A 616-nucleotide genomic window follows, 5' to 3' on the forward strand; every position below is an offset into this window, starting at 1 on the left:
GCTGAACATAGTAAAACTATATATGATGTACTAGTAGATAGAGTAGATATTAAAGAAGCTATTTATCCTAGTAGATTTGAAAATATAGACTATGTAGCTGATTCTAAGCGTATGGGTGAACGTAATGTACCTATTGATAAGTTATCTATTAAAGAAGCTCTACAATCAGTCTATAAAGATTATGATTATGTATTAATTGATAATGCACCAGTATTAACTAGTGGTGTTATCAGTTCCTTTGTAGCTAGTGATAACGTCATAATTACTACAGAATTAGAACGTTTCTCCCTAGAAAATATTACAGATATGATTAATGAAATAGTTGAAACTAATGATAAAGCCGAGATATACATAGTACCAGTTAAAGCTGTTACTAATAGTAGAGTTCATAGAGAAGTTAGACGTGAAATAGAAAACTTCACAAGCCAAGTAGATTACTTACATTTAGCTGATTCTATACCTTTCTCAATAGAAATGACTAATCGTATATATGATGGAGAGATACTAGTACAACATAAAGCTATATCAAAAGCTCATAGACAATTGAAGAAATCACTAGAGAAGTTAGCAAAGGAGATAGATTAATATGGCTTTAAATTTAGACCCAAACAATGTT

1 protein-coding gene is annotated in these 616 nt (G+C 30.0%); it reads left to right on the top strand.

What is annotated here, in order from left to right:
- Positions 1-585, top strand: a 585-nt coding sequence (locus tag L284_RS47130; RefSeq protein ID WP_200861623.1) for a ParA family protein, incomplete at its 5' end; no start/stop codon positions are given.
- Positions 586-616 lie beyond the last annotated feature (31 nt).

The organism is Novosphingobium lindaniclasticum LE124 (assembly GCF_000445125.1).
Classification (GTDB): Bacteria; Pseudomonadota; Alphaproteobacteria; order Sphingomonadales; family Sphingomonadaceae; genus Novosphingobium; species Novosphingobium lindaniclasticum.